The 18,823-nt window shown below is 71.7% G+C and carries 15 protein-coding genes; 8 read left to right on the top strand and 7 right to left on the bottom strand.

What is annotated here, in order from left to right; genetic code table 11:
• Positions 1-74: 74 nt before the first annotated feature.
• The 4 genes from ACZ6BB_RS33405 to ssd all read right to left on the bottom strand — a co-directional run bounded on the left by ACZ6BB_RS33405 (position 75) and on the right by ssd (position 4,156).
• Positions 75-866: a type II secretion system F family protein gene (locus ACZ6BB_RS33405; protein WP_471618864.1), complete on the bottom strand. Its 792-nt coding sequence runs from the start codon at positions 864-866 to the stop codon at positions 75-77.
• On the bottom strand, positions 863-1,723 hold the full coding sequence (locus ACZ6BB_RS33400; protein WP_471618863.1) for a type II secretion system F family protein: 861 nt from the start codon (positions 1,721-1,723) through the stop codon (positions 863-865). Before ACZ6BB_RS33400 ends, ACZ6BB_RS33405 begins: the two co-directional genes overlap by 4 nt.
• Positions 1,717-2,961, bottom strand: a complete 1,245-nt coding sequence (locus ACZ6BB_RS33395; RefSeq protein WP_471618862.1) for a TadA family conjugal transfer-associated ATPase — start codon at positions 2,959-2,961, stop codon at positions 1,717-1,719. The genes ACZ6BB_RS33400 and ACZ6BB_RS33395 overlap by 7 nt, the downstream gene beginning before the upstream one ends.
• Positions 2,962-3,061: 100 nt before the next feature.
• Positions 3,062-4,156, bottom strand: a complete 1,095-nt coding sequence (gene ssd, locus ACZ6BB_RS33390) for a septum site-determining protein Ssd (RefSeq protein WP_471618861.1) — start codon at positions 4,154-4,156, stop codon at positions 3,062-3,064.
• A gap of 615 nt (positions 4,157-4,771) precedes the next feature.
• Between ssd and ACZ6BB_RS33385 the strand changes: the two genes are divergently transcribed.
• A complete protein-coding gene (locus ACZ6BB_RS33385; RefSeq protein WP_471618860.1) occupies positions 4,772-5,608 on the top strand; it encodes an HAD family hydrolase in 837 nt (278 codons plus the stop codon).
• Positions 5,609-6,001: 393 nt separating this feature from the next.
• Here the strand turns inward: ACZ6BB_RS33385 and ACZ6BB_RS33380 are convergent, their stop codons facing one another.
• Positions 6,002-6,835, bottom strand: a complete 834-nt coding sequence (locus tag ACZ6BB_RS33380; protein ID WP_471618859.1) for a Fic family protein — start codon at positions 6,833-6,835, stop codon at positions 6,002-6,004.
• Positions 6,836-6,935: 100 nt separating this feature from the next.
• Between ACZ6BB_RS33380 and ACZ6BB_RS33375 the strand changes: the two genes are divergently transcribed.
• Positions 6,936-7,916 carry an ATP-binding protein gene (locus ACZ6BB_RS33375; protein ID WP_471618858.1) on the top strand — a complete coding sequence of 327 codons (981 nt, stop codon included), beginning with the start codon at positions 6,936-6,938 and terminating at the stop codon, positions 7,914-7,916.
• Between the two features lie 121 nt (positions 7,917-8,037).
• Here the strand turns inward: ACZ6BB_RS33375 and ACZ6BB_RS33370 are convergent, their stop codons facing one another.
• Positions 8,038-9,351 (bottom strand): polysaccharide deacetylase family protein, encoded by a 1,314-nt coding sequence (locus tag ACZ6BB_RS33370; RefSeq protein WP_471618857.1) that lies wholly within the window; start codon positions 9,349-9,351, stop codon positions 8,038-8,040.
• A 264-nt stretch (positions 9,352-9,615) separates the two neighbouring features.
• On the opposite strand from ACZ6BB_RS33370, the gene ACZ6BB_RS33365 reads away from it, so the two are divergent.
• The 6 genes from ACZ6BB_RS33365 to ACZ6BB_RS33340 all read left to right on the top strand — a co-directional run bounded on the left by ACZ6BB_RS33365 (position 9,616) and on the right by ACZ6BB_RS33340 (position 17,490).
• On the top strand, positions 9,616-12,009 hold the full coding sequence (locus ACZ6BB_RS33365) for a SulP family inorganic anion transporter (protein ID WP_471618856.1): 2,394 nt from the start codon (positions 9,616-9,618) through the stop codon (positions 12,007-12,009).
• A gap of 170 nt (positions 12,010-12,179) precedes the next feature.
• Positions 12,180-14,138 (top strand): acetate--CoA ligase, encoded by a 1,959-nt coding sequence (gene acs / locus ACZ6BB_RS33360; protein WP_471618855.1) that lies wholly within the window; start codon positions 12,180-12,182, stop codon positions 14,136-14,138.
• A gap of 134 nt (positions 14,139-14,272) precedes the next feature.
• Complete coding sequence (nhaA, locus tag ACZ6BB_RS33355; protein ID WP_471618854.1) at positions 14,273-15,676, top strand: Na+/H+ antiporter NhaA; 1,404 nt, start codon at positions 14,273-14,275, stop codon at positions 15,674-15,676.
• A gap of 51 nt (positions 15,677-15,727) precedes the next feature.
• Entirely contained in the window at positions 15,728-16,207 is a 480-nt protein-coding gene (locus ACZ6BB_RS33350; protein WP_471618853.1) for a phage holin family protein, read from the top strand.
• Positions 16,204-17,166 (top strand): alpha/beta fold hydrolase, encoded by a 963-nt coding sequence (locus ACZ6BB_RS33345; protein WP_471618852.1) that lies wholly within the window; start codon positions 16,204-16,206, stop codon positions 17,164-17,166. Before ACZ6BB_RS33350 ends, ACZ6BB_RS33345 begins: the two co-directional genes overlap by 4 nt.
• Positions 17,167-17,310: 144 nt before the next feature.
• Positions 17,311-17,490, top strand: a complete 180-nt coding sequence (locus ACZ6BB_RS33340; RefSeq protein ID WP_471618851.1) for a hypothetical protein — start codon at positions 17,311-17,313, stop codon at positions 17,488-17,490.
• Between the two features lie 51 nt (positions 17,491-17,541).
• On the opposite strand, the gene ACZ6BB_RS33335 is transcribed toward ACZ6BB_RS33340, so the two are convergent.
• A complete protein-coding gene (locus ACZ6BB_RS33335; protein ID WP_471618850.1) occupies positions 17,542-18,741 on the bottom strand; it encodes a MarP family serine protease in 1,200 nt (399 codons plus the stop codon).
• Positions 18,742-18,823: the final 82 nt, after the last annotated feature.

Below are 18,823 nucleotides of genomic sequence, written 5' to 3'. Positions count from 1 at the left end.
ATCGCCGTCACCGCTGACGCGGCGGTCCGCATCGGGCACCGCCTCCTCAAGCCCGCCTCCTCAAGCCCGCCCAGTCATGGCCCACCACCTCCCAACAGCCCGTCCGCGAGCCCCATGACCACCGGCAGCACGCCCACGGTGATGAAGGCCGGCAGGAAGCACAGCCCGACCGGCGCGGTGATCATCACGGCGGCCCGGCGGGCCCGCTCCGTCGCCGAACGGCCCCGATCCGCACGGGCCTCGGCGGCGAGGCGGGCGACGGGTGACGCGGCCGGTACGCCGGACTCATCGGCGCGTTCCAGCAGCCTCGCCAGTGCCCCGGCGCCGGGCAGGGACGCCAACCCGCGCCAGGCCTCGGCCGGTTCACCCCCCAGCCGCGCCTCGGCGGCGCCCCTGGCCAGCCTCTCGCCCACCGGCCCGCCCAGGGCCTCCCCCACGGCCCGGGCAGCCACCACGGGGCTCGCCCCGGCCGTGATGCAGGCGGCCAGCAGGTCCGCGGCGAGCGGCAGTTGGCGGGAGACCACCGCCGCGTCGTACGCCTCCGCCGCATCGCCGCCCATGCGCCGCGCCCTCCGCAGCCACAGCCAGGCCCCGACTCCGGCGGCCGGGCCCGCCACCAGCCCCAGGACGCCTCCGCCGAGCACCCACCCCGCGCAGACCGCCCCGGCGACCGGCAGCCACCGCTGTACGGCATCCCGGGGAACGAGGCTCCGCCGGGGCGGCCCGGCGGCGAGGGCCAGCACCGCGGTCAGCCGAGCCCGCAGCCTCCGCTCACGCCGCGCGGTGTCGAGCGACCGGGCCAGCCACCACAGTCCCCCGACCACGCAGACAACCATCCCCAGCCTGTGGACGACCTCACCGCTCACGCCGACTCAGCTCCCCGGACGATCCGCAGCGCCCACCACAGACCCGCGCCCTCCAGCACCGCCCCGACGAACAGACAGCCCAGCCCGGCAGGGCTGTGCAGCAGCACGCGCAGGGGATCGGCGCCGAGCGCGGTACCCAGGAGAAGGCCCAGGACCGGGAGCCCGGCGAGCATCACCGCCGTCGAGCGGGCGCCGGCCAACTGGGCACGCAGGTCGGCCCGCTGGTCCCGCTCGGCGCGCAGGGCACCCTCCAGCCGGTCGAGCCCGGCGGCGAGGCCCGCACCCCGGTCGACGGCCACCTCCCAGCACGCGGCGAGCCCCAGCAGCCCCTCGGCGCCCGGCTGCCGTGCCGCGTGCGCCAGGGCACCCGGCACATCACCGCCGAACCGAGCCGCCGCCAGCACCGCGGCCCCGGCGTTCCCCAGCCCTCCGGAATCCCGCGCGGCCCGGGACAGCGCCGCACCCGGTTGCCGCCCGGCCCGCACCTCACCGGCGACCGCCGAGCACAGCGCGAGCACCGCGTCGCCACGCCGCTGCCGGGCTCTGCTCTCCTCCGCCGCCCGCCGTGCCCGCCTCAGCACCGGCACAGCCGCCGCCCCCGCGAGGACCGGCAGCACCGAGGCTCCCAGCACCGCGATCACCAGCCCGGCCACCGGCGCCCACCACTCGGCCCCCAACCGCCGTACCCGGGCGGTCACCCGGGCCCAGGGCGGCGGCGCCACCGATCCGCCGCCCGGCAGCAGCAACCGCGCCCTGCGAACCCCGGCGCCACGCGTCTCGGCCGACATCCAGCCCGCCGCCCCGGCACAGGCCACGGCCACCGCCCCGACCGGCATCTCCCCGACCCCCGTCACCACCGCCCGCTCCTTTCCAGCCCGTTCGACCTGTCCGGTCCCTCCAGCCCGTCCGGGCCCCCGCCTCCGCCGCCTCCGCCGCGCAGACCTTCCCGGATCAGCCCTCGCAGCCGCTCCCAGCCCCGCTCGTACACGAACGCCTTCTCGCCCCAGCGGAGCGCCGGCACGGTCACCACCAGTCCCGACCCGTCCCGCTCCAGCACATGCACCTCGGCGATCCGCCGCCGCCCGTCCCGGTCCCGCACGAGATGCAGGACCACCGACAGAGCGGCCGCCAACTGGCTGTGCAGCGCCGCCCGGTCGAGCCCGGCGGCCGTGCCCAGCGCCTCCAGCCGGGCCGGTACCTGGCCCGCGGCATTGGCATGGAGGGTCCCGCAGCCGCCCTCGTGGCCGGTGTTCAAGGCGGCGAGCAACGCCACGACTTCATCGCCCCGCACCTCGCCGACCACCAACCGGTCCGGCCGCATCCGCAGCGCCTGGCGCACCAGGTCCTGCAGTTCGACGAGGCCGACGCCCTCCTGGTTGGCCGGTCTGCCCTCCAGCCGCACCACATGCGGATGGTCGGGCCGCAGCTCCGCCGAGTCCTCGGCCAGCACGATCCGTTCGCCGGGGTCGACCAGGCCCAGCAACGCACTCAGAAGCGTGGTCTTCCCTGTCCCGGTCCCGCCGCTGATGACGTACGACAACCGGGAGCGGATCAGCGCCCGCAGGACGCGGTCACCGCCGGGCGGCACCGTGCCCGCCGTCACCAGTTCGGCGAGGGTGAAGGCACGGGGCCGTACGACTCTCAGGGAGAGACACGTGGACCCGACGGCCACCGGTGGGAGCACCGCGTGGAGCCGGGTGCCGTCCGGGAGCCGGGCGTCCACCCACGGCCGGGCGTCGTCCAGCCGGCGCCCGGCAACGGCTGCCAGGCGCTGCGCGAGCCGTCGTACGGCGGCCGCGTCCGGGAAGGAGATCCCGGTCAGTTCCAGGCCGCCGCCCCGGTCCACCCACACCCGGTCGGGCGCCGACACCAGTACATCGGTGACCGACGCGTCGGCGAGCAGCGGTTCCAGCGGTCCGCTCCCCACCAGCTCCGACCGCAGCCGCTCGGCCGCTCCCAGCACCTCGGCGTCCCCGAGGACCCGTCCCCGTTCCCGCAACGCCTGAGCGACCCGCGCCGGCGTCGGCTCGGCACCGCTCTCGACGAGCCACTGACGCACCCCGTCCAACAGGCCGTCGTCGGGCATCCCGCTCATACGCCCGCACCCCCGACCGGCAACCGTGGGCCCGTCGTGACCAGTGGCGCTTCTCCGCCGCGCTGCAGCAGCGTCCCCGAGGGTTCTCCGGGCATGCGTTTCACGCCGCCTCACCCCTGACCGCGACCCGCTCCCAGAAGCCCTCGCAGAAGCGCGCGAGTGGTCCGCGCGGGGCGCCGCCCGGTGGTCTGCCGCCGTCCGGCAGACCGGCCTCGGTGGGCACCTCGCCCACGAGCGGAAGCCCCAGCAGGCGGGCCACCTCGTGGTCGCCGAGGCCGGGGGCGGACGGCCCGCGGACCACGACGCGGAGATCGCGCAGGACCATGCCGAAGGCGGAGGCGACACGGGAGGCGGCGGCGACGGCGCGCAGTTCGGCGGGGACGACCAGGAGAGCGAGGTCGAGTTGGGCGAGGGCCTCGGCGACGCCCTCGTCGATGCGGCGCGGCAGGTCGACGACGACCGCCCCGCCGCGTCGCCTGCCCGCGGCGAGGACTGCCCGTACGGCCTGGGGCGGGACGGCGACGGCGTCGCCTCGGTCCCAGCTCAGCACGCGCAGGGAGTGCAGTTCCGGCAGCGACTCCTCCAGAGCGCCGCCACCGACCCGGCCGCGCGAGGCGGCGAAGGCGGGCCAGCGCAGTCCGTCGGCGCTCTCGCCGCCCAGGAGCACGTCGAGGCCGCCACCCAACGGATCGGCGTCCACGAGAAGGGTGCGTGTGCCCTGCCGCGCCGAGGTGACGGCGAGAGCGCAGGCCAGTGTGGATGCGCCGGCCCCGCCTCGGCCGCCGATCACGCCGACGGTGAGCGCGGGCCGGCCGACGCCCTCCGCCACATCGGCGATGCGGTCGACCAGCCACTGCTCGCCGTCGGGCAGCATCAGGACGTGGTCGGCGCCGATCTGCACGGCCCGCTGCCAGACACCGGAATCGTCCTGGTCCTTGCCGACGAGCACCACTCCTCGTCGGCGTGCGGCACCGCGCAGCCGCCGTGCCGCGTCGTCCCCGACGAGCACCAGCGGCGCCGCCTCCCACCGGCCCCGGCCCTCCGGCATCCCGTGGTGGACCTCCGGCCGGGCACCCGCCGCCGCGCAGAGGCGCAACAGGTCGTCCAACAGTTCCACGTCCTCGGTGACGATCAACGGCCTGCCCTGCCGCCCCTCGGCGGCGGGCGGCCGGTCGTCGGTGATGACTCCCGCCATGTTTCCCAGCCCCTTCGCTGCTTCGCCCGGGGCGCTCCGCGTGATCCATGTGATCCATGCGATCCGTGTGATCCGTGTGATCCGTGTGATCCGTATCGCGGGCGCCCTTGGTCAACTCCTGTGGGAGGACCGGTGATCGGCCGCCGTGCGGGCGGCCGGCGGATACCGGTCCCACGCATCCGGAAACGGAACCGGCCGTGAAGTGGCCGCCGTCGGGACGCGCTGGAATGACGGTGCGGCGATCTCGGAAATGATGTGGATCATGGTCTAAATCTGTGGACAACTCGATGGCTGTGAATATCGCCGTCACCCGAACAGGCGACTCCGGAACGACTTCCACAGCGCAGCCCAACGACTACGGACAGTGACGTATCCTGCGCCGAGACACAGAAAAGCCCACGAGGCACGGAGGGGCTTCGTGGGCCGGGTCAGGGAGGAAGAAACGCATGCGGACATGCGACGACCCCCACCGGGGGGGAGAGTGGGGGTCGTCTTCACGGCCGACTCGGGGGGGGAGGAGCCGGGCCGCGTTAGCACGGTCGCGAACGATCCGTGACTTCCATGGTGTACCCGAGAGGCTTCTCAGGCAAACCCACACGCCCCACACTAGCCCGAATGGCGGGCGCCTATGCTCGCCTCGTGGAAAACCACTCCTTGCCCCGCACAGCGGCCTTCTTTGACCTGGACAAGACGGTCATTGCGAAGTCGAGCACGCTCACGTTCAGCAAGTCGTTCTACCAAGGCGGCCTGATCAACCGCAGGGCCGCCCTGCGGACGGCGTACATCCAGTTCGTGTTCCTCGCGGGCGGCGCCGACCACGACCAGATGGAGCGGATGCGGAAGTACCTGTCCGCACTCTGCCGGGGCTGGAACGTGCAGCAGGTGAAGGACATCGTCGCCGAGACCCTGCACGACCTGATCGACCCGATCATCTACGACGAGGCCGCCTCCCTCATCGAGGAGCACCACACCGCCGGGCGCGACGTCGTCATCGTCTCCACCTCCGGCGCCGAGGTGGTCGAGCCGATCGGCGAGCTCCTCGGCGCGGACCGGGTGGTGGCGACGCGGATGGTCGTCGGCGACGACGGCTGCTTCACCGGCGAGGTGGAGTACTACGCCTACGGTCCGACCAAGGCCCAGGCGATCCGGGACCTGGCCGAGTCCGAGGAGTACGACCTCGCGCACTGCTACGCGTACAGCGACTCGGCGACCGACCTGCCGATGCTGGAGGCCGTGGGACACCCCCACGCGGTGAACCCGGACCGGACTCTGCGCAGGGAGGCCCTCGCCCGCGGATGGCCCATTCTCGACTTCCACCGTCCGGTGCGCCTCAAGCAGCGTCTGGCCGTGCCACCGCGCCCCGCCCTGCTCGCGGCCGCCGCCATAGGCGCCGCGGCGGCCACCGCGGGGCTCGTCTGGTACGCGAGCCGACGCCGGGTGGCGACCGCCTGATCCGCGGCCCTCGCCGCTACGGCCGATTAGCGCTGTTTGAACCTAAAAGTAAAGAAGCACATCGAGGGGTTCCGCTTGTCCCGATCCTGGAGTAGAAAGGATTCAAGGCCCGCGAGACCAAAGGACATCCGAGAGGATCACCTTTAAAAACTCATTTTGGCCCCACGGACCTAGCATGAACACCAGGCACCCACGCGACGTCGACCCGTCGATTACGGGCCAGCCGCACCAGGTCACGGGCCATAGATCCCGGCCTGATGGGCATATATCGAGGACGCTTGGTAACCAGGTGAACATGCCAGCGGCGGTACGAATTCTCGTACCGCCGCAACCCTTTTCCGGGGCTTCTCCGCCAGGTTCTCCAGCAGTCGAGTCCCCCCGCCTCCACCGCGCCTACGCGGCTCCGCGCTGCAGCGCCTCGCACACCGCCGTCGACTCGCGCGCTCCCAGTTCGACGGCTCTGCCACAGTGGGCGATCCAGGCGGCCATGCCCTCCGGGGTACCGGAGACATAGCCGTCGAGGGCGGCCACATAGGCGGCGCGGCCGAGTTCAGCGTGGCCGACCTCCGCCGGGCACACCGACTTGGGGTCCAGCCCGCTGCCGATCAGGACGATGCGCTGGGCCGCGCGCGCGACGAGACCGTTGTGGCTGCCGAAGGGCCGCAGGGCGAGCAGTTCGCCATGGACGACGGCGGCGGTCACCAGGGCAGGGGCCGAACCGCCCTGGACGATCAGCCCGGAGAGGCCGTCGAGACGTCCGGCGACCTCGGCGGCACCCGGCAGAGCGAGCTCGATCAGGGGTTCGTCGACCTGCTCCCCGTCCTGTCGGGGCCGTCCCACGCGCGCGTCGTCATGGCCGGCCGCCACCAGGTGCAGCCGCGCCAGCACCCGCAGGGGTGACTGCCGCCAGATCGACAGCAGTTGGCCCGCCTCGGCGGTCAGCCGCAGCGCGGCACCCATGGCACGGGCCTCGTCGTCCCCGTCCTGGCCGCTGAAGTCCGTGCGGCGCCGCACCTCTTCGAGGGCCCAGTCGGCGCCGGACAGTGCCGCCGAGCCGCGCGCACCGCGCAGGGCCGCCTCGGAGGTGACCGCGTTGCTCCGGCGCCGCATGACGCGGTGGCCGTAGACACGGTCGACGGCCTTGCGCACGGACTCCACGGACTCGGCCACGCCGGGAAGCTCTGCCAGGGCCGCGAGCGGATCGGCGGCCGCACCAGTCGTACTCATGAGTACGACAGTACGCGCCCAAGGCACCGACCCCTCGAAGGAGTGGTCTTCCGACGCCGCACGGACACCCCTGGCACCCACCCCACTACCGTTAGTGAACATGAAAATTGCTTTCGTCGGGAAGGGCGGGAGTGGCAAGACCACGCTCTCCTCCCTGTTCATCCGCCACCTCGCCGTCTCCGGAGCCCCGGTCGTCGCCGTCGATGCCGACATCAACCAGCACCTGGGCGCGGCCCTCGGTCTCGACGAGTCGGAGGCCGCCGAACTGCCCGCGATGGGCGACCGGCTGGCACTGATCAAGAACCACCTGCGCGGTTCCAACCCCCGGATCGCCTCCGCCGAGACGATGATCAAGACCAGCCCGCCCGGCGACGGCTCGCGCCTGGTGCGGATCTGCGAGCCCAACGCCATCTACGACGCCTGCGCCCGTCCGGTGGAGCTCGACGGCGGGGCCGTCCGCCTGATGGTCACCGGCCCCTTCACCGACGCCGACCTGGGGGTCGCCTGCTACCACTCCAAGACGGGTGCGGTGGAGCTGTTCCTGAACCACCTGGTGGACGGCCGCGACGAGTACGTGGTGGTCGACATGACGGCCGGTTCGGACTCCTTCGCGTCCGGCATGTTCACGCGCTTCGACATGACGTTCCTCGTCGCCGAGCCGACCCGGAGGGGCGTCTCCGTCTACCGCCAGTACAAGGAGTACGCCAGTGACTACGGCGTCGCCCTGAAGGTCGTCGGCAACAAGGTGCGGGGCGACGACGACCTCGACTTCCTCCGCGCCGAGGTCGGCGACGACCTGCTGGTGGCCTTCGGGCACTCGGACTGGGTGCGCGCCCTGGAGAAGGGGCGCCCGCCCCGCTTCGAGCGCCTGGAGGCGCCCAACCGGGAGTCACTGCGCACGCTGCACGAAGCCGCCGACGCCACGTACGAGCTGCGCGACTGGGAGCGCTACACCCAGCAGATGGCGCACTTCCACCTGAAGAACGCGACCAGCTGGGGCAACGAGCGGACCGGGTCCGATCTGGCCGCGCAGATCGACCCCGAGTTCGTGCTCACCGAGGAAGTCGCGGCCAGGGTCTGAGCCCCGAGCGCCTGTTCAGCCCAGGGCCCAGCCCCTGCCCCTGCCCTGGCCGCGGCTCCGGCTCCGGCTCCGGCTCCGGCTCCGGCTCCGGCTCAAGCCTTGGCCCGACCCCCGGCGCCGCTCACCCCTTCGGCTTGGCCGCCGGAGCGCCCGGAACCCCCTTCGGGGCCGGTGCCGGTCCGGCGGAGAGGAAGCTCTGCCAGCCCCTCTTCGGCGCCTGGCCGACCCCCAGGGTGCTCAGCCTGTCCAGGACCTCCGGGTCCTGGGCGTCGAGCCAGTCGGCCAGCTGCCGGAAGGAGACACAGCGCACGTCGGCCTTGCCGCAGACCGCCTCGATCGTCTCCTCGACGGCACGCATGTACACGCCGCCGTTCCAGGACTCGAAGTGGTTGCCGATGATCAGGGGCGCACGGTTGCCCTCGTAGGCGCGCTCGAAGCCCGCGAGCAGACCGTCGCGGAACTGATCACCCCAGTGCTCCCGCCGGCCCGCCGCCCCGGCCCGGGCCCCGGACTGGTTGACGTAGAAGTTGTAGTCCATGGTCAGCGTCTCGAAGTCGCGGCCCGGGACGGGGACGAGCTGCATCGACAGGTCCCACAGCCCGTCCTTCTTCTCGGGCCAGACCTGGTCCTTGACACCGCTGGTGTCGTAGCGGAAGCCGAGTTCGCGGGCCGCGCGCATGAAGTTCGTCCGGCCTTCCAGACAGGGCGTGCGGGCGCCGATCAGCTCCTTGTCGTAGTCGAAGGGCAGCGGCTCGGCCTCTTCCGTGCCGGTGTTGGTCTTCCACGCCTTCACGAACGCCTTGGCCTGGGCGATCTCGCTCTTCCACTCCTCGGCCGACCACTCGCCGACCCCGCCGCCGGCCCCGCAGAAGTGGCCGTTGAAGTGCGTGCCGATCTCGTTGCCCTCCAGCCACGCGCCACGCAGCTGGTCCACGGTGTCCTTGATTCCGCGGACGTCGTTGAAGCCGATGTCCGAGCGGCCCGGAGAGTGCTGGGGCGGGCGGTACAGATCCCGCTTCTCCTCCGGCAGCATGTACACGCCGCTGAGGAAGTACGTCATGGTCGCGTTGTTGGCGCGCGCCACCTTGCGGAAGTGGGAGAAGAGCCGCTGGCTGTCCTCCCCCGCGCCGTCCCAGGAGAACACCACGAACTGCGGAGGCTTCTGACCAGGCCTGAGCCGTGCGGGCGTCGGGAGATGGGGCTGCACACCGGTGTACGCGGTGGAGCCGTCGCCGATCAGACGGACCGCCGCCTTCGGCGGTGCCGGGACACCCTCCTTCGTGGCGGACATACCCTGCCGGTCCTCCTTCCCCGTTCTTCCGGTGCCGGGTGAGCCGGTGGTGCCCGCCGGCTCACCGATTCCGCATCCGGCGAGCGCCGCGGCGCAGGTCGCGGCGAGCGTGACACCGGCGGCGATCCTCTGGGTGACGGCCATGTTCCGCCCACCTTCTTCCTTCGCTCGGGAGCAGAGCGGCCAAGGTCACACAGAGTTCTGATCATGATTAATACGACAAGCCGATGAAATGCTTCATTCATCCTCACGGGTGATCTAATGACCCATTTGCGGCTAATGTTCTTGCACATCCTTTACTCTGCATTACGATTCGTTTACTGAGCGTTGAGAATTCCCGCCACTGAAACGCCGTGCCCCACGGTCGCGACCCACGCGACCGCGCAGCCCCGGAGGAGACGGGAGACCATGTCCGCCTGCGTCCCCACCCACGCCACCGACCCGGACCCGAACCGGACGGAGCGTGATCACCAACCGCACAGCCCCCCGCAGGGACCGCGTCGCCGGTTCCGTGTCCCGGCCGCCGATCTGTCGGCCTCCATCGCGGTCTTCCTGATCGCACTCCCCCTGTCCCTGGGCATCGCCCTGGCCACCGACGCCCCGCTCCAGGCCGGCCTGGTCGCCGCCGCCGTCGGCGGTCTCGTCGCCGGGCGCCTGGGTGGCTCCCCTCTGCAGGTCAGCGGCCCGGCGGCGGGCCTCACCGTCGTCACCGCCGACCTGATCCACCAGTACGGCTGGCGCACCACCTGCGCCATCACCGTCCTCGCCGGCATCGCCCAACTGGGCCTGGCCCAGATGCGCGTGGCCCGCTCGGCGCTCGCCGTCAGCCCCGCGATCGTGCACGGCATGCTCGCCGGCATCGGCGTCACCATCGCCGTCGCACAGCTCCACATCGTGCTCGGCGGCACCCCGCAGAGCTCGGTCAGCGCCAACATCGGCGCTCTGCCCGCCCAGTTGGCGCATCTGCACCCGGCCGCGGTCTCCGTGAGCGTCCTCACCCTCGTCCTGCTGCTGGCCTGGCCCCACCTGCCCGGCCGCGTCGGACGGCGGCTGCGGATCGTCCCGGCCGCCCTCGTGGCCGTCGCGGGCGCCACGGTCACGGCCTCGCTCGCCGCCCTGAGTCTGCCCAAGGTCGACCTTCCGTCGTGGCGGAGCCACGCCCTGGCGGGCGTGCCCGACGGGCCGGTGCTCGGCCTCCTCGCCGCCGTCCTCACCACCACCCTGGTGTGCAGCGTGCAGTCGCTCCTCGGTGCCGTCGCCATGGACAAGCTGGCGGCGGGACGGACCGACGTGGGGCGCTCCGACCTCGACCGCGAACTGCGCGGCCAGGGCGCGGCCAATGTCGTCTCCGGCATCCTCGGCGGCCTGCCCATCGCCGGCGTCGCCGTCCGCAGCACCGCCAACGTCCGCGCCGGCGCCACCAGCCGGCACTCCACGATGCTGCACGGCGTCTGGGTGGTGGCGGCCGCACTGTTCCTGGTGCCCTGCCTCGAGCTGATCCCCCTCGCCTCGCTCGCCGCCCTCGTGATGGCCGTCGGGGTCCAGATGGTCTCCCTGCACCACATCCGCACGGTCACCCGTCACCGCGAGGTGCTGGTCTACTCCGTCACCACCTTCGGTGTCATCGCCCTCGGTGTCCTGGAGGGGGTCGTGCTCGGCATCGCCGTGGCCGTCGGCGTCGCCCTGCACCGCCTCACCCGTACGCGCATCACGCGCGAGGAGAGGGACGGGGTCCATCACGTCCATGTGCGCGGCCAGTTGACATTCCTCGCCGTGCCGCGCCTCAGCCGTGCCCTGCACCAGGTCCCGCGGTCGGCGCCCGCCGTCGTGGAGCTGGACGGATCGTTCATGGACCACGCGGCGTACGAGTCGCTGCAGGACTGGCAGCACGCGCACCAGGCGCACGGGGGCTCCGTCGAGATCACCGGACGCGCCGGCACCCGTATCGCCGAACCCGCCGGCACCTCGGCGGCCGGCTGCCGCTGCCGGCCCTGGACACCGTGGCGCAACCACCAGTGCGAGGCCCCGTCGACCCCGGCCGCGGGCACACCCCAGGAGGAGGCGGCCGAAGGGCCGCGCGGTCATCAGCTGGCGCGTGGCATCAGCGCGTTCCAGCGGAACACCGCTCCCCTCGTCCGGGGTGAGCTGGCCCGGCTGGCGCGCGAGGGGCAGCAACCCTCGCAGCTGTTCCTGACCTGCGCCGACTCCCGGCTCGTCACGTCGATGATCACCTCCAGCGGTCCCGGCGACCTCTTCGTCGTACGCAACGTCGGCAACCTCGTGCCGCTGCCCGGCGAGGAGAGCGGCGACGACTCGGTGGCGGCGGCGATCGAGTACGCGGTGGACGTGCTGCACGTCCGGTCGATCACGGTCTGCGGGCACTCCGGCTGCGGCGCGATGCAGGCCCTGCTCAAGACCGACCCGCACGGCGCGCAGTCCCCCCTCAAGCGCTGGCTGCGGCACGGCAGGCCCAGCCTGGACCGCGCGACCGACAAGAACCGGTCCTGGGCCCGCCTGGCCGGCCGCGAACCGGCCGACGCCGTCGAACAACTGTGCCTGACCAACGTCATCCAGCAACTGGAACACCTGAGAGCCCACGACTCCGTGGCCCGTGCCCTGCGCGAGGGCGCGCTCGAACTGCACGGGATGTACTTCCACGTGGGCGAGGCACAGGCGTATCTGCTCACCGAGGAGGCTCCGGACGGCGGAGTCTTCGACCGGGTCGCCGCGACGGCCGGGACGGCCGACCCGGCCGGACCGCCCGACGCGACCAGAACGGCCCTGTACGACACGCGCGCGTGAACCGATCTCCGTCCGGGTCCGTGGGAACGGGTGGCGTCCTGGCCGCGGAGCCACCCGCCCACAGGTCTAAACCAATCAGCGGAAGGCCCTTGTCATCGGGGGTCCGGGTCTGATGAGCTGTGGCCTGGGACACAACGGTCGCCCCGGCAAAGCACCGTAAGGGAGATGTCGTGAGCAACGAAAGCCTGGCCAACCTCTTGAAGGAGGAGCGCCGCTTCTCGCCGCCTGCCGACCTGGCCGAGAACGCCAACGTCACGGCTGAGGCGTACGAGCAGGCCAGGGCGGACAGGCTCGGCTTCTGGGCGGCGCAGGCCCGCCGGCTGACCTGGGCCAAGGAACCGACCGAGACGCTGAACTGGTCGAATCCGCCGTTCGCCAAGTGGTTCGAGGACGGCGAACTCAACGTCGCGTACAACTGCGTCGACCGGCATGTCGAGGCCGGGAACGGCGACCGGGTCGCCATCCACTTCGAGGGCGAGCCCGGGGACAGCCGGGCCCTCACCTACGCCCAGCTGAAGGACGAGGTCAGCAAGGCGGCGAACGCCCTGCTGGAGCTGGGTGTCCGGGCAGGCGACCGGGTCGCGGTGTACATGCCGATGATCCCGGAGGCGGCCGTGGCGATGCTCGCGTGCGCCCGGATCGGCGCCGCGCACTCCGTCGTGTTCGGCGGCTTCTCCGCCGACGCGCTCGCGACCCGTATCCAGGACGCGGACGCGCGCGTGGTCATCACCTCCGACGGCGGCTACCGGCGCGGCAAGCCGTCCGCGCTCAAGCCCGCCGTCGACGACGCGGCCGACCGCGCCGGCAATGTCGAGCACGTCCTCGTCGTCCGCCGCACCGGACAGGACGTCGCCTGGAACGACACGCGTGACGTGTGGTGGCACGAGATCGTCGACCGGCAGAGCAGCGAGCACACCCCGCAGGCGTTCGGGGCCGAGCACCCCCTGTTCATCCTGTACACGTCCGGCACGACGGGTAAGCCCAAGGGCATCCTGCACACCTCCGGCGGCTACCTCACCCAGACGTCGTACACCCACCACGCCGTCTTCGACCTCAAGCCGGAGACGGACGTGTACTGGTGCACGGCCGACGTCGGCTGGGTCACCGGCCACTCGTACATCGTCTACGGGCCGCTGGCCAACGGCGCGACGCAGGTCATGTACGAAGGCACGCCGGACACCCCGCACCAGGGCCGGTTCTGGGAGATCGTGCAGAAGTACGGGGTGACGATCCTCTACACGGCACCCACGGCCATCCGCACGTTCATGAAGTGGGGCGACGACATCCCCGCGAAGTTCGACCTCAGCAGCCTGCGGGTGCTGGGCTCGGTCGGTGAGCCCATCAACCCCGAGGCGTGGATCTGGTACCGCAAGCACATCGGCGCCGACACGACGCCGATCGTGGACACCTGGTGGCAGACCGAGACCGGCGCGATGATGATCTCCCCGCTGCCGGGCGTGACGGCGACCAAGCCGGGCTCGGCGCAGACGCCGCTGCCGGGCATCTCCGCCACGGTGGTGGACGACGAGGCCCGGGAGGTCCCGGACGGCGGTGGCGGTTACCTGGTCCTGACCGAGCCGTGGCCGTCGATGCTGCGCACCATCTGGGGTGACGACCAGCGGTTCCTCGACACGTACTGGTCCCGGTTCGAGGGCAAGTACTTCGCCGGTGACGGGGCGAAGAAGGACGACGACGGGGACATCTGGCTCCTCGGGCGCGTCGACGACGTGATGCTCGTGTCGGGTCACAACATCTCGACGACCGAGGTGGAGTCCGCGCTCGTGTCGCACCCGTCCGTGGCCGAGGCGGCCGTGGTCGGGGCGGCCGACGAAACCACCGGTCAGGCGATCGTGGCGTTCGTGATCCTGCGCGGCACGGCGAACGCCGAGGACGAGGGCCTCGTCGCCGACCTGCGCAACCACGTCGGCGCCACCCTCGGACCGATCGCCAAGCCCAAGCGCATCCTGCCGGTGCAGGAGCTGCCGAAGACCCGCTCCGGGAAGATCATGCGACGTCTGCTGCGTGACGTGGCGGAGAACAGGCAGCTCGGCGATGTCACCACGCTGACCGACTCCACGGTGATGGACCTGATCCAGGCCAAGCTGCCGGCGGCGCCGAGCGAGGACTGACCCACTCCGTACGACCCCTGAAGGGCACCCCGCGACGAGCGCGCGGGGTGCCCTTTAGCTAAGCTAAAGACAGGTGTGCCGGGAAGTCTGGTCGGCGAGTGATTCCGTGCTGTCCCCGACCGGAGGTCCCTGCCGTGGCCGCGTCCCGCACCACCCCCACCCGTAAGGTTCTCGGCCGGCTCTCCCTGCCCGAGCGGACCTTCGTGGCGGACGCGCTGCGCACCGAGACCGTCGGCGGCTGTCTGCTGCTCCTGGCCGCGGTGACCGCGCTGGTCTGGGTCAACGTGCCCGCGCTGCACGACAGCTACGCGAGCGTCAGCGACTTCCACTTCGGTCCCGCGGCGCTCGGTCTCGACCTGTCCGTGGCGCACTGGGCGGCCGACGGCCTGCTCGCGGTCTTCTTCTTCGTCGCCGGCATCGAACTCAAGCGCGAACTGGTCGCCGGTGACCTCAAGGACCCGAGGACGGCCGCGCTGCCCGTGGTCGCCGCGCTGTGCGGCATGGCCGTGCCCGCGCTCGTCTACACGCTCACCAGCCTCGCCGGCGGCGGTTCACTGTCCGGGTGGGCGGTGCCCACGGCGACCGACATCGCCTTCGCGCTGGCCGTGCTCGCCGTCATCGGCACCTCCCTGCCGAACGCGCTGCGGGCCTTCCTGCTCACCCTCGCCGTCGTGGACGACCTGTGCGCGATCCTGATCATCGCGGTGTTCTTCACCGACGGCCTCGACTTCGCCGCCCTCGGCGGCGCGTTCGCCGGCCTCGCCGTCTTCTGGCTGCTGCTCAGGAAGGGCGTGCGCGGCTGGTACATCTATGTGCCGCTCGCGCTCGTCATCTGGGCGCTGATGTACAACAGCGGCGTGCACGCCACCATCGCCGGGGTCGCGATGGGGCTGATGCTGCGATGCACCCGGCGCGAGGACGAGGAGCGCTCCCCCGGCGAACACATCGAGCACCTCGTGCGCCCCCTGTCCGCCGGTGTGGCGGTGCCGCTGTTCGCCCTGTTCAGCGCCGGGGTCGCGGTCTCCGGCGATGCGCTGGGGAAGGTCTTCACCCAGCCGGAGACGCTCGGGGTGGTGCTCGGGCTGGTCGTCGGCAAGGCGGTCGGGATCTTCGGCGGGACCTGGCTGGCCGCCCGGTTCACCCGGGCCTCCCTCTCCGACGACCTGGTCTGGCCGGACGTCTTCGCGGTCGCCTCCCTCGCCGGGATCGGCTTCACCGTGTCGCTGCTCATCGGCGAACTGGCCTTCGAGGGCGACCGGGTGCTCACCGACGGCGTCAAGGCGGCCGTCCTCATCGGCTCGCTCGTCGCGGCGGTCCTGGCGACCGTGCTGCTGAAGATGAGGAACGCGAAGTACCAGGCACTGTGGGCCGCGGAGGAGCGCGACGACGACCAGGACGGCATCCCGGACGTCTACGAGCAGGACGACCCGGAGTACCACCTGCGCATGGCAGCGATCTACGAACGCAAGGCCGCCGAGCACCGCAGGCTTGCCGAAGTGGCGGGCGGGGCAGGCGACGGCGACGACGGTCCGGCATGATCTGACAGGACCGCAGACAGGACCGTACAAACGCATATGAGGGAGACCCCGATGAGCGCACCCGACGGCAGCCCGGTCGGAGCCGAACGCAGTGTCGGCCAGCTGTTCGCCTCGGCGACGGCCGAGATGTCCGCGCTGGTGCACGACGAGATCGCGCTGGCCAAGGCCCAGCTCAGGCAGGACGTCAAGCGCGGAGTGATCGGCGGCGGGGCGTTCACCGCGGCCGGCGCGGTACTGCTCTTCTCCCTGCCGATGCTGAGCTTCGCCCTGGCGTACGGCATCCGCACCTGGAGCGAGTGGAACCTGGCGATCTGCTTCCTGCTGTCGTTCGCGGCGAACGTCGTGATCGCCGTCGTCCTGACGCTCATCGGCGTGGTCTTCTCGAAGAAGGCCAAGAAGGGCCAGGGCCCGCAGAAGGTCGCCGCGTCCATGAAGGAGACGGCGGGCGTGCTGCAGAACGCCAAGCCCCACCCCCGTCGGCCCGCCCCGGCCGACGACGCCGTCGAGGCTGTGGCACGCTCGACGTCATGACCGACCCCGCGACCGCCCCGGCCGCCCCCTCGAATCAGCCCGCGTCCCCCGTACGGCTCGACGTGCCCGGCGCCAAGGAGCTGATCCACCGGGACGTGGCCGCCAACGGCGCGCGTTTCCACATCGCGGAGGTGGGCGACGGGCCGCTGGTGCTGCTGCTGCACGGCTTCCCGCAGTTCTGGTGGACCTGGCGGCACCAGCTGGTCGCTCTCGCCGACGCGGGCTTCCGGGCCGTGGCGATGGACCTGCGCGGGGTCGGCGGCAGCGACCGCACGCCGCGGGGCTACGACCCCGCGAACCTCGCCCTGGACATCACCGGGGTCATCCGGTCCCTCGGCGAGCCCGATGCCGCGCTGGTCGGCCACGACCTGGGCGGTTATCTGGCGTGGACGGCGGCCGTGATGCGTCCCAAGCTCGTCCGGCGGCTCGCGGTCTCCTCGATGCCGCACCCGCGGCGGTGGCGCTCGGCGATGCTCTCGGACGTGAAGCAGACGTCCGCGGGTTCCTACATCTGGGGGTTCCAGCGGCCCTGGATTCCCGAGCGCCGGCTCACCGCAGACGACGGCGCCCTGGTCGGCCGGCTGATCCGGGACTGGTCGGGGCCGCGCCTGCCCGACGACGAGGCGGTGGAGACGTATCAGCGGGCCATGTGCATCCCGTCGACGGCACACTGCTCGATCGAGCCCTACCGGTGGATGGTGCGGTCCCTGGCCCGCCCGGACGGCATCCAGTTCAACCGCCGGATGAAGCGCCCGGTCCGGGTGCCCACGCTCCATCTGCACGGTTCCCTCGATCCGGTGATGCGTACGCGCAGTGCGGCCGGGTCCGGGGAGTACGTCGAAGCGCCGTACCGCTGGCGGCTGTTCGACGGTCTGGGGCACTTCCCGCACGAGGAGGACCCGGTGGCGTTCTCTGCCGAGCTGATCAACTGGCTGAAGGACCCCGAGCCCGACCGGTGAGCCGTGCCCCGTGTCCCCCGCCCGGGGCCTCTCGCCACCCCGATGTGAACGGCTGTTCTACGAACAGTTACATGCCCGGCGCATAGGCCAATTGGGGGGCGTGGGGGCGGTTATGGACCTTGGGGCGGGGGCACACGTCGGGGTATGGGCTGGACGCACGACTACAGTGACGCAGCACGCAACCGCCGCTCGGCCACGAGCCTGAGCTCCCACCAGAGGGGCGCCCCGCAGTTGCAGGGCACGGATCCCCGGCTGGGAATTCCGCGCATCCTGCGTCGCAGGGCCCGCTGGGTCTCGGCCCGGCTGCGCCATTCCCGTCCCTGACCCACACGGGGCGACCCGCTCAGCACCTCACCGCACAGGCCCCGCCCGGCCTCAGAGGGCACAGCTGTCGCTGTCCACCTGCTGGTTGGCCGTACGGCCCTCGGCGATGTCCTCCTGGACCTCGTCCGCGGTGAGGGCGTAGCCGGTGTCCGGGTCGTCGAGGGACTTCGCGAAGACGACGCCGTAGACCTTGCCCTCGGGCGTGAGCAGCGGGCCGCCCGAGTTGCCCTGACGGACGGTCGCGTAAAGCGAGTAGACGTCACGGTGGACGGTGCCGCGCTTGTAGATGTCGGCGCCGTTGGCCGTGATGCGACCACGCACGCGCGCGGGGCGGATGTCGTACGCGCCGTTCTCCGGGAAGCCCGCGACGATCGCGTCGTCACTGCCGACGGCGTCCTTGGTGGTGAACTGCAGCACGGGCGCCTTCAGACCCGGCACGTCCAGTACGGCGATGTCGCGCTCCCAGTCGTACAGGACGACCTTGGCGTCGTACTTGCGGCCCTCGCCGCCGATCTGGACCGTGGGTTCGTCCACTCCGCCGACCACGTGCGCGTTGGTCATCACCCGGCGTTCGTCGAAGACGAAGCCGGTGCCTTCGAGGACCTTGCCGCAACTCTGGGCGGTACCCATGACCTTGACGATGGATCGCTTGGCGCGCTGGGCGACCGGGCTGCTCGCGAGCGCCGGGTCGGGGGGCTGGACCTCGGTGATCGGCTCGTTGGAGAACGGGCTGAAGACCTGCGGGAAGCCGTTCTGCGTGAGGACCGAGGAGAAGTCCGCGAACCAGGTGTCCGCCTGGTTGGGCAGGGCCCCCGCCACGCCCTGCAGCACCTTGGAGTTGCGGACCTCCTTGCCGAGCGTCGGCAGCGTCGTCCCCGCGAGTGCGGAACCGATCAGCCAGGCGACCAGGAGCATGGCCACCACGTTGACGAGGGCGCCGCCGGTGGCGTCCAGAGCGCGGGCCGGGGACCAGGTGATGTAGCGGCGGAGTTTGTTGCCGAGGTGGGTGGTCAGGGCCTGGCCCACCGAGGCGCAGACGATCACGATGACCACCGCGACCACGGCGGCGGCCGTGCTGACCTCGGAGTTGTCGGTCATCCAGTCCCAGATGACGGGCATGGCGTAGACCGCGACGAGGCCGCCGCCCAGAAAGCCGATCACCGAGAGGATGCCGACGACGAAGCCCTGTCGATAGCCCACGATCGCGAACCAGACCGCGGCGACCAGCAACAGGATGTCCAGCACGTTCACCGCTTCAAGCCTCGCCTCGTCACTTCGCCAGCACTACAGGCCGACCGGGGGGACCGGTCCGCCGCGCGGCGACAGGGAGGCG

The organism is Streptomyces sp. NPDC041108, assembly GCF_055592645.1.
This window is presented reverse-complemented; position numbering and strand designations above follow the sequence as displayed.

Coding starts and splice junctions, on each gene's coding strand:
- ACZ6BB_RS33395 (WP_471618862.1), bottom strand. CDS start 2,961: ATGAGCGGGATGCCCGACGACGGCCTGTTGGACGGGGTGCGTCAGTGG.
- ssd (WP_471618861.1), bottom strand. CDS start 4,156: ATGGCGGGAGTCATCACCGACGACCGGCCGCCCGCCGCCGAGGGGCGG.
- ACZ6BB_RS33385 (WP_471618860.1), top strand. CDS start 4,772: ATGGCGGGCGCCTATGCTCGCCTCGTGGAAAACCACTCCTTGCCCCGC.
- ACZ6BB_RS33380 (WP_471618859.1), bottom strand. CDS start 6,835: ATGAGTACGACTGGTGCGGCCGCCGATCCGCTCGCGGCCCTGGCAGAG.
- ACZ6BB_RS33375 (WP_471618858.1), top strand. CDS start 6,936: ATGAAAATTGCTTTCGTCGGGAAGGGCGGGAGTGGCAAGACCACGCTC.
- ACZ6BB_RS33370 (WP_471618857.1), bottom strand. CDS start 9,351: ATGGCCGTCACCCAGAGGATCGCCGCCGGTGTCACGCTCGCCGCGACC.
- ACZ6BB_RS33365 (WP_471618856.1), top strand. CDS start 9,616: ATGTCCGCCTGCGTCCCCACCCACGCCACCGACCCGGACCCGAACCGG.
- ACZ6BB_RS33350 (WP_471618853.1), top strand. CDS start 15,728: ATGAGCGCACCCGACGGCAGCCCGGTCGGAGCCGAACGCAGTGTCGGC.
- ACZ6BB_RS33345 (WP_471618852.1), top strand. CDS start 16,204: ATGACCGACCCCGCGACCGCCCCGGCCGCCCCCTCGAATCAGCCCGCG.
- ACZ6BB_RS33340 (WP_471618851.1), top strand. CDS start 17,311: ATGGGCTGGACGCACGACTACAGTGACGCAGCACGCAACCGCCGCTCG.